10 protein-coding genes and 1 pseudogene are annotated in these 9,002 nt (G+C 35.8%); 9 read left to right on the forward strand and 2 right to left on the reverse strand.

Features of this window, described 5'->3' with window-relative positions:
* Positions 1-15 precede the first annotated feature (15 nt).
* The 7 genes and pseudogenes from rfbA to wecB all read left to right on the forward strand — a co-directional run.
* Positions 16-894 (forward strand): glucose-1-phosphate thymidylyltransferase RfbA, encoded by an 879-nt coding sequence (rfbA, locus tag DFO73_RS05725; protein ID WP_110063820.1) that lies wholly within the window; start codon positions 16-18, stop codon positions 892-894.
* Between the two features lie 27 nt (positions 895-921).
* Complete coding sequence (gene rfbC, locus DFO73_RS05730; protein WP_110063821.1) at positions 922-1,488, forward strand: dTDP-4-dehydrorhamnose 3,5-epimerase; 567 nt, start codon at positions 922-924, stop codon at positions 1,486-1,488.
* Positions 1,485-2,339, forward strand: coding sequence for a dTDP-4-dehydrorhamnose reductase (gene rfbD, locus DFO73_RS05735; protein WP_110063822.1), 855 nt, complete (start codon positions 1,485-1,487; stop codon positions 2,337-2,339). The genes rfbC and rfbD overlap by 4 nt, the downstream gene beginning before the upstream one ends.
* Positions 2,340-3,362: a dTDP-glucose 4,6-dehydratase gene (rfbB, locus tag DFO73_RS05740; protein ID WP_110063823.1), complete on the forward strand. Its 1,023-nt coding sequence runs from the start codon at positions 2,340-2,342 to the stop codon at positions 3,360-3,362.
* A 181-nt stretch (positions 3,363-3,543) separates the two neighbouring features.
* Positions 3,544-4,554: an NAD-dependent epimerase gene (locus DFO73_RS05745; protein WP_110063824.1), complete on the forward strand. Its 1,011-nt coding sequence runs from the start codon at positions 3,544-3,546 to the stop codon at positions 4,552-4,554.
* 2 nt (positions 4,555-4,556) lie between these two features.
* Entirely contained in the window at positions 4,557-5,837 is a 1,281-nt protein-coding gene (locus DFO73_RS05750; protein ID WP_110063825.1) for a nucleotide sugar dehydrogenase, read from the forward strand.
* 26 nt (positions 5,838-5,863) lie between these two features.
* Positions 5,864-6,662: pseudogene (wecB, locus tag DFO73_RS05755) on the forward strand (non-hydrolyzing UDP-N-acetylglucosamine 2-epimerase); the annotation flags it as partial.
* A gap of 143 nt (positions 6,663-6,805) precedes the next feature.
* Here the strand turns inward: wecB and DFO73_RS28480 are convergent.
* Entirely contained in the window at positions 6,806-7,090 is a 285-nt protein-coding gene (locus DFO73_RS28480; protein WP_181395932.1) for a hypothetical protein, read from the reverse strand.
* Positions 7,033-7,215 (reverse strand): hypothetical protein, encoded by a 183-nt coding sequence (locus DFO73_RS05760; RefSeq protein WP_110063826.1) that lies wholly within the window; start codon positions 7,213-7,215, stop codon positions 7,033-7,035. Before DFO73_RS05760 ends, DFO73_RS28480 begins: the two co-directional genes overlap by 58 nt.
* 391 nt (positions 7,216-7,606) lie before the next feature.
* Here DFO73_RS05760 and DFO73_RS05765 point away from each other — a divergent pair, with 391 nt between their 5' ends.
* Both DFO73_RS05765 and DFO73_RS05770 read left to right on the forward strand, forming a co-directional pair.
* The gene (locus tag DFO73_RS05765; protein ID WP_110063827.1) at positions 7,607-8,182 is read left to right on the forward strand and encodes a transposase; all 576 of its coding nucleotides are present in this window, start codon (positions 7,607-7,609) and stop codon (positions 8,180-8,182) included.
* Positions 8,167-9,002: magnesium chelatase domain-containing protein (locus tag DFO73_RS05770; RefSeq protein ID WP_142669512.1), on the forward strand; the 836-nt coding region annotated here is incomplete at its 3' end. The genes DFO73_RS05765 and DFO73_RS05770, both read left to right, overlap by 16 nt.

The raw sequence follows: 9,002 nt of genomic DNA on the forward strand, positions 1-9,002 counted from the left end.
AAAGGGTGTATTAGTATGAAAGGTATAATTTTGGCAGGCGGAAGTGGTTCGCGTCTTTTTCCTTTAACAATGGTCACTAGTAAGCAGTTGTTACCTGTTTATGACAAACCAATGATTTATTACCCACTCTCAACATTGATGCTATCTGGGATAAAAGAAATACTAATTATTTCTACTCCAGATGACACCCCTAGGTTTAAAAATCTTCTAGGTGATGGTTCTCAATTCGGAATTTCCTTAGAATATAAAGTTCAGCCAAGCCCAGATGGATTAGCTCAAGCTTTTATCTTGGGTGAAGAGTTTATTGGAAATGATTCGGTTGCAATGATTTTAGGGGATAATATCTACTATGGTAGTGGGATGCGAAAAATATTACAACGAGCTGCCCGTAAGGAAACTGGGGCTACTGTCTTTGGATATCATGTGCCTGACCCCGAACGTTTCGGGGTGGTTGAGTTTGATGAACAAGGAAAGGTTATCAGTATAGAAGAAAAGCCAAGAGCTCCAAAGTCTAATTATGCCGTCACAGGTTTATATTTCTATGATAATAAAGTTATAGAAATTGCTAAAAATGTGAAACCTTCCGCGCGCGGGGAATTAGAAATAACATCAATAAATGAAGAATATTTAAATAACGGTGAGCTAGACGTTGAACTATTAGGTCGTGGTTTCACTTGGTTGGATAGTGGTACACATCAAAGTTTAGTAGAAGCAACTAACTTTGTACGAACAGTGGAGGAACACCAAGGGATAAAAATTGCGGCTCCTGAGGAAGTAGCATTTATTAATGGGTGGATTACAAAAGAACAATTACTTTATTGCGGAGAAAAATTAAGTAAAACCGGTTATGGAAAGTATTTAATGAAGGTAGCCAATGGTGAAATTAAGTATTAGTTACTTTAAATAAAAGGTGGTATAGGTATGAAGTTGATTGAAACTAATCTTAAAGAAATAATTTTAATTGAACCTGAGGTGTATGGTGATCACAGGGGATGGTTTATGGAGACTTATAATAATATAAAGTTTAAAGCTGCTGGGATTGATTACAATTTCTTTCAAGATAATCAATCATTTTCAGCTTCAAGCGGTACGCTACGAGGTCTACACTATCAGTTAAATCCTAAAGCACAAACTAAGCTTGTTCGTTGTACAATAGGATCAATATATGATGTTGCTGTAGATATTCGAAAAGGAAGCCCTACTTATGGTCAATGGTATGGAACTGTATTAAGTTCAGATAATAAGAAGCAGCTACTAATCCCAAAAGGATTTGCACATGGTTTCATGACTTTAACTGAGGGAGCGGAAGTTCAATATAAAGTGGACGAGGTGTATTCACCAGAAAACGACAGAGGAATTCTTTGGAGTGATCCTGAAATTGATATCACTTGGCCAAAAGGAATTAATCCAGTTCTTTCTAGTAAAGATGAAAAAGCACCTTTATTAAAGGATGCTGAAAATAATTTTAATTATGGAGATTTCGTATGAAAATATTAGTGACTGGATATAACGGTCAACTTGGTTTTGATGTTGTTAGAGAAGGTAGAAACTGGGGATATGATACGATAGGTGTCGGGAGGGAAGACCTAGATATTACCAAAGAAGCTGATGTGCGTAATTATATAAATCAAGTTAATCCTGACGCAATCATTCATTGCGCCGCATACACAGCAGTTGATAAAGCGGAGGATGATAAAGAAAATTGCTGGAATGTTAATGTAGAGGGTACAAAATACTTGGCTATTGCTGCTAAAGAAACAAATTCAAAATTCATGTATATAAGTACCGATTATGTATTTAATGGAGAGGGAAAAGAATCTTTTCTTGAAACAGATCCGCCTAACCCTATTGGATATTATGGTTTAACTAAATATGAAGGTGAAAAGGTAATAGATAAATTATTAGAATCATTTTTTATTATACGAATCTCTTGGGTATTTGGAATCAATGGTAATAACTTTGTGAAAACTATGCTTAATCTATCAAATTCTAATAATAGTTTAAATATAGTGGGTGATCAGGTCGGTTCCCCTACGTATACATTTGACTTGGCTCGACTATTAATCGAAATGATCCAAACAGATAAATATGGAATATACCATGCAACTAACGAAGGTAAATGTAGTTGGGCAGAATTTGCAACAGAAATATTTAAGTTGAGTAACAAGAATGTAAGGGTTAATTCAATTACAACTGAAGAATATCCAACTCGAGCTTTACGGCCTAAAAACTCGAGTATGTCAAAACAAAAAATTATTGACAATGGCTTTAAGCCATTGCCAAATTGGCAAAACGCACTTGAGCGTTATTTAAATGAGTTGAAACAAGAGGTGAAATAAGTGGCACGAAAAAAAATTCTTGTTACGGGCGGTGCCGGGTTTATCGGCGGTAACTTTGTTCAATATATGGTGGACAAGTATCCTCAATATGGCATTTATAATTTAGATTTATTAACCTATGCTGGGGATTTAACAAAGCACAAGCATATTGAAACAAAAGAAAATTATCATTTTGTAAAAGCAGATATAGCTGATCGTGAAACGATACTTACGCTTTTTGAAAAAGAAAAATTCGACTATGTTGTTCATTTTGCTGCGGAAAGCCATGTTGATCGTTCTATAACAGATCCAGGAGTCTTTGTTCAGACAAATGTCGTCGGGACACAAGTATTATTAGATGCGTCAAGGATGACTGAAATAACAAAGTTTGTACATGTATCTACAGATGAAGTATATGGTGAGTTAGACTTTGACCCTAATACATTCTTCACAGAAGATACACCGCTTCAGCCTAATAGTCCTTATAGTGCAAGTAAAGCGTCATCAGATTTATTAGTACGTTCGTATAATGAAACTTATAGGTTACCAGTAAATATCACACGCTGTTCCAATAATTATGGGCCATACCATTTTCCTGAGAAACTCATCCCTTTAACAATTTCACGTGTATTAAATGATCAAAAGGTGCCCGTTTATGGAGATGGAAAAAATATTCGTGATTGGTTACATGTAATTGATCACTGTGCTGCGATTGATATAGTACTACATGAAGGTATTAATGGTGAAGTGTATAACGTTGGTGGCCATAATGAGCGGACAAACTTAGAAGTAGTAAAAACAATTATAAAAATATTAGGTAAATCCGAAAATTTAATTGAATTTGTAAAAGATCGATTAGGACACGATAAACGTTATGCTATAGACCCTACAAAACTAGAAAAATTGGGTTGGAAACCAACTTACACCTTTGATACTGGTATTGCTCAAACAATTCAATGGTATCTTGATAATAAGGAGTGGTGGGAGAGCATTATTAGTAGGGAATACCAGAACTATTTTGAGAAGCAGTATTCTTCAATATAATTTGTGTTTTCTTATCTAAATTAAGGTAGAAGGATAATTTTTTTGTGAGAAGACATAATTATCCTTTGATGCTTTTCGTATTAAATTATAATAGGATAACTTAGATCCATTCATTAAATTACTTTCTTCAGAAAGAATGATGTATTTTTTATAAAAATAGTATTAAAAATGGGGGAAATATATGTCAATATTAGTAACAGGTTCAGCAGGCTTTATTGGCTTTCATGTTTCAAAACGCCTTTTAAAAGAAGGCCATAAAGTCATTGGTTTAGATAATTTAAATGACTACTATGATGTAAGTTTAAAAGAAAATAGGCTATCTATCTTAACTAACGATCCAAACTTTTCGTTAGTTAAGATAGGTCTTGAAGAACGCGAAAAAATAAACAAGGTATTTGAGGATTATAATCCAAGAATAGTTATTAACTTAGCTGCACAAGCGGGTGTAAGGTATAGTTTAGAAAACCCGCAAGCTTATATAGATTCAAACATAGTAGGATTTACTAATATCTTAGAAGCTTGTCGCCATTATAAAGTAGAACATTTAATATATGCGTCATCTAGTTCAGTTTATGGTGCTAATGAAAGCTTGCCATTTTCTGTTCATGACAATGTAGACCATCCTATTAGCCTGTATGCGGCTTCAAAAAAGTCTAATGAATTAATGGCACATACGTATAGTCATTTATTCGGTCTTCCTACTACGGGTCTTAGATTTTTTACAGTATATGGGCCATGGGGACGTCCTGATATGGCATTATTTTTATTTACAAAAGCTATAATTAATGGAGAGCCTATTAAGGTTTTTAATAATGGAAACATGCAGCGTGACTTTACTTATATCGATGATATTGTCGAAAGTATTTATCGCTTAACGAAATCTCCAGCAAAGCCTAATAAAGAGTGGAGTGGGATGAATCCTGATCCAGGGACAAGCTATGCACCTTATCGTGTTTATAATATTGGAAACAACAGTCCAGTAAAATTAATGGACTTCATAGCTGCAATTGAAGAAAAATTAGGTGTTAACGCTAAGAAGGAATTTTTACCGTTACAAGCAGGTGATGTACCTGCCACTTATGCTGATGTTGAGGATTTATTTAATGAAGTAGATTTTAGACCTAAAACTTCAATAAAGGATGGCATTAGTAATTTTATTGATTGGTACAAAAAATACTACGAGGTGAAATAACCATGAATAGAAAAATAGGGGTTGTTGGACTTGGTTACGTGGGGTTACCCGTAGCCGTTGCTTTTGGACATGAACACCCGATTGTTGGCTTTGATATAAGTGAACATCGAATCAATACGCTATTAGCAGGTGAAGATTTTACGAATGAAGTAGAACCGCATGAATTGGAAAAAGCTAATATAGGTTTCACCACAGATCCATCAAAATTAAGGGATTGTGACTTTATTATAGTTGCTGTACCTACACCGATTAACAAAAATAAACAACCAGATTTAACACCATTAGAAAAATCATCAGAAACAGTTGGTAAGAACCTTACTAAAGGGGCAATAGTTGTATATGAATCTACAGTATATCCAGGTGCTACAGAAGAGGTTTGTATTCCTATTCTTGAAAAGGTATCGGGATTAATAGCTGGAGAGGATTTCTTTGTAGGCTATTCTCCAGAACGTATTAATCCAGGAGATAAAGAACATACATTTAGAACAATTAGAAAAATTGTTTCAGGGCAAACACCTGAAGTATTAGACATTGTAGCTGAAGTGTACGAAAGCGTTGTAGAGGCAGGAGTATATAAAGCAAGTAGCATTAAAGTTGCGGAGGCTGCAAAAGTTATTGAAAATACGCAACGAGATTTAAATATCGCGTTAATGAATGAATTAGCTATTATATTTGATCGATTAAATATAGATACAATGGAAGTTTTAAAAGCAGCAGGTACAAAGTGGAATTTCTTACCTTTTTCACCTGGTTTAGTAGGTGGTCATTGTATTGGGGTAGATCCATATTACTTAACACATAAGGCAGAGTCCACTGGTTATCACCCACAAATTATACTTGCTGGGCGTAGAATTAATGATGGGATGGGAAAACATATTGCAACATCCTTAATTAAGCAAATGATCCATAAAAATATGCCAATTCAAGGATCTAGAGTAACTGTACTTGGGCTAACGTTTAAAGAAAATGTACCTGATCTTCGTAATTCAAGAGTAATTGATGTTATTCAAGAGCTTGAAGAGTTTGGGGTAGAAGTTCAAATTACGGATCCATATGCTTCGCTAGAAGAAGCACAGGAAGAGTATGGTGTAGACTTAGTAAACTATGAAACATTAAAACCAGCAGATGCAGTAGTTTTTGCAGTACCTCACCGTTTTTACTTAGATAAAGGTTGGGAGCAATTTGACCATATCTTAAAGCATGGAAAAGGTATTGTAATGGACATTAAGAGTTGCTTAGATAAAACTACTGTACCTAAGAATATAACACTTTGGAGGTTATAACTAGGGTAACAAAGTGTAAAAGAGTGCCAGATTATGACCTTTCAATTATGAAAGAAAAGCAGACTTTGTTTAATGTTACATTAAATATACTAGAAAAAATGAAATCCGTATTAGAAGAAGTAAAACCTGATGTAGTTTTAGTTCATGGAGATACATCCACAACTTTTGTAACATCATTAGCATACTTCTATTTATAAATACCAGTAGGTCATGTAGAGGACGTATAATATTTACTCCCCATACCCAGAAGAGTTTAATAGACAAGCTGTTGGGATAGTTGCAAAATATAATTTTGCACCAACAGTTATGTCAAAAGAGAATTTAATAAAAGAAGGCAAAGATCCTTCTACTATATATGTAACTGGAAACACAGCTATAGACGCACTAAACACTAAGGTAAAAGAGATTATTGTCATGAGCAGTTGGACTGGGTAGGGAATAGTAAACTTATCATGATCACTGCACACAGAAGAGAAAACCTTGGTCAACCAATGAAAAATTTGTTTCGAGCCATCAAGAGAATTATCGATGAACAACAAGATATTAAGGCGGTTTACCCAATTCATATGAACCCGATGGTAAGGGAAGCCTAATGAAATTTAAGGGAATTGTGGTAGAGTAAGAATTATTGAGCCTCTCGAAGTATTAGACTTTCATAACTTCCTATCTAGGTCTTACTTAATCCTGACGGATAGTGGTGGGATACAGGAAGAGGCCCCAAGTCTTGGTAAACCGGTATTGGTTTTACTTGATACTACAGAACGTCCAGAAGGTATAGCTGCAGGTACACTCAAACTAGTTGGAACAGATGAAGATGTCATATATCAAACTTTTAAAATTCTACTGAAAACAGGGGGCCTGACCCCGGATACGGTGAAGTGTTAAAGAGTAGATTTGAGTGCAGGACTTTACTTTAGCTTAGCAAAGTTCTGCACCTTTGATTCTGAATCAATAGAAATTATTTTCCTTTATAGTTTTCCTTTTCTTTTGTAATAATCTTTGACCAATTCATTTAAAAGATGTGATTTCCATCCTCTCCTAAATTTACTTTGATCATCGTTTAATGCTTTTAAAGTTTCTGGTTCAAAATGAAGCCCCTTTAATGCTGTTAAATTTGGTCTAGCAAATGTAAATGTTTTCTCAGGATCCCTATTGTTACTCGGTATTTTCTCCTGAAGAAAATTAAGTTTTTCTTCTATTCTTTCAGTTTGATAATTAATTTCATTAAACTTATCCTCAAAACTTTTCTCCATTTGGCCCAATTTATCAGAATTTTATCAATCATCTTAGCTTCCATTTTTCTTTCATTCAGAAATTCTTCAATTAAAAGCGCGGTTGCAGATGGATTTTTTCTAATATTTTCATTAGTTATTTCCATTTTTACACCCCTTATTTATTGAAGGTTTACATTATTAACTTATAATTTTTCTACCCGCTTGCTCTCTTGCTGATGAATTCTAATTGACCCGTATAAACACTTCTCATATTTCTATACCCTTCTTTAATTTTGATTATAAAACTGGGGGCCTGACCCCGGATACGGTGAAGTATTAAAGTGTGGAACAGATAAAACCTTGCTGGCTTGTGCAGCAAGGTTTTTCGCGTTCTAAATTTGGTGCCTAACCCCACATACAGTGAAGCTGCATTAAAGCAAGCTTGGCGTTGCTGAGCTAGTTTTTTTATGTAGAATATTGACGAATGACGAGAAGTGATTTAAAATCAAATAAACGAACGTATGTTCCTAATTGCTCTTTAAAGGAGGTTATATAATGCCAAGGCCACTTCGGATTTGGTATCCTGGTGCGATGTATCATATTGTTGCCAGAGGGAATCGCAGAGCAGCAATTTTTCATGATCATGCTGATTTTCAAATGTATTTAGACATTTTGGAAGATGTCCGTAGCATGATGCCGTTTATTTTACACTCCTATTGCCTCATGACTAACCACTTACACCTTCAGCTAGAAACTCTTCATCACCACATTCAATATATAATGAAAGAAATGCACTCACGCTATGCTGTTTATTTTAATCAGCGGCTGAAAACAGATGGACATGTTTTTCAGGGGCGTTATGGTGCAAAGCTCATTGAGACAGATGCTTATTTTTTGGAAGTCAGCCGCTATATCCATCGTAATCCATTGGAGGCCAAAATGGTCAAAAATCCAGAGGACTACAGGTGGAGCAGTTACTCCTCTTATGTCAAACTTCTTAAGTTAAATCCTCATGTAGCCCACATTAAAACCTTATCTTATTTTAGAGAACCCGTTGAAGAACAATATAAACTGTTTGTAGAGAATAACTTACATACGATTGGAGAGAGACCGCTATGTGTGCCAGAATAGCCAGTATTGGGTTAAGAGGGATGGAAGGTTATCTTGTCCATGTGGAGGTAAAAGCCATGATCGGAGTGGATTCCATCGTCATAGTTGGACTGCCGGATGCATCGGTGAAGGAGTCAAAGGAGCGGGTTGCAGCTGCCTTACACTCACTGGGCTACTCACTCGCCAGCCAAAAAATCATTATTCATTTATCACCAGCTGAACTGAAGAAAAATGGCCCGATGTTTGATTTGGCCATGGCGATTAGTATATTAGTCAGTCTAAAGGAGTTAAAGACAACCATTCCTCAAAATACTGGTTTCATTGGGTCGCTTTCATTGGATGGAAGGATCCAGCCAGTGGAAGGGATGCTTCCGGCTGTACTTGCTGCTAAAAAGCTTGGATTGAAAAAACTATATATGCCTTTTGATGAAAGACTTCCCGTTTTGGAATTTAAAGATCTAGAGATTGTTTATATTACTTCGTTGGAAGAGGTTATTCTTCACCTTAATGGACAAGGGACCATCCAGTTGTTCCCTAAAGCGAAAGTAATCGAGAACCTTTCGAATTATACTGATTTTCAGCAAATCGTTGGCCATTCATATGCGAAATTCGCCTTAGAAGTAGCGGCCGCAGGAGAACACCATGTTTTTATGATCGGGCCTCCGGGCTGCGGGAAAAGCCTTTTGGCAGAAAGCTTTCCTTCCATCATGCCCCCATTATCGAAAGAAGCTCAGCTTGAAATGATTAGTTTACATCAGCTAAGCGGGGGTTCTTGGGAACATACAGATCTGCCGCCTTTTCGTAATCCTCATCATTCTGCCTCGGGTGTGTCGATCATTGG

Source organism: Cytobacillus oceanisediminis (assembly GCF_003182355.1).
GTDB lineage: Bacteria > Bacillota > Bacilli > Bacillales > Cytobacillaceae > Cytobacillus > Cytobacillus oceanisediminis_A.

Coding starts and splice junctions, on each gene's coding strand:
- rfbA (WP_110063820.1), top strand. CDS start 16: ATGAAAGGTATAATTTTGGCAGGCGGAAGTGGTTCGCGTCTTTTTCCT.
- rfbC (WP_110063821.1), top strand. CDS start 922: ATGAAGTTGATTGAAACTAATCTTAAAGAAATAATTTTAATTGAACCT.
- rfbD (WP_110063822.1), top strand. CDS start 1,485: ATGAAAATATTAGTGACTGGATATAACGGTCAACTTGGTTTTGATGTT.
- DFO73_RS05745 (WP_110063824.1), top strand. CDS start 3,544: ATGTCAATATTAGTAACAGGTTCAGCAGGCTTTATTGGCTTTCATGTT.
- DFO73_RS05750 (WP_110063825.1), top strand. CDS start 4,557: ATGAATAGAAAAATAGGGGTTGTTGGACTTGGTTACGTGGGGTTACCC.
- DFO73_RS28480 (WP_181395932.1), bottom strand. CDS start 7,090: ATGGAGAAAAGTTTTGAGGATAAGTTTAATGAAATTAATTATCAAACT.
- DFO73_RS05760 (WP_110063826.1), bottom strand. CDS start 7,215: ATGGAAATAACTAATGAAAATATTAGAAAAAATCCATCTGCAACCGCG.
- DFO73_RS05765 (WP_110063827.1), top strand. CDS start 7,607: ATGCCAAGGCCACTTCGGATTTGGTATCCTGGTGCGATGTATCATATT.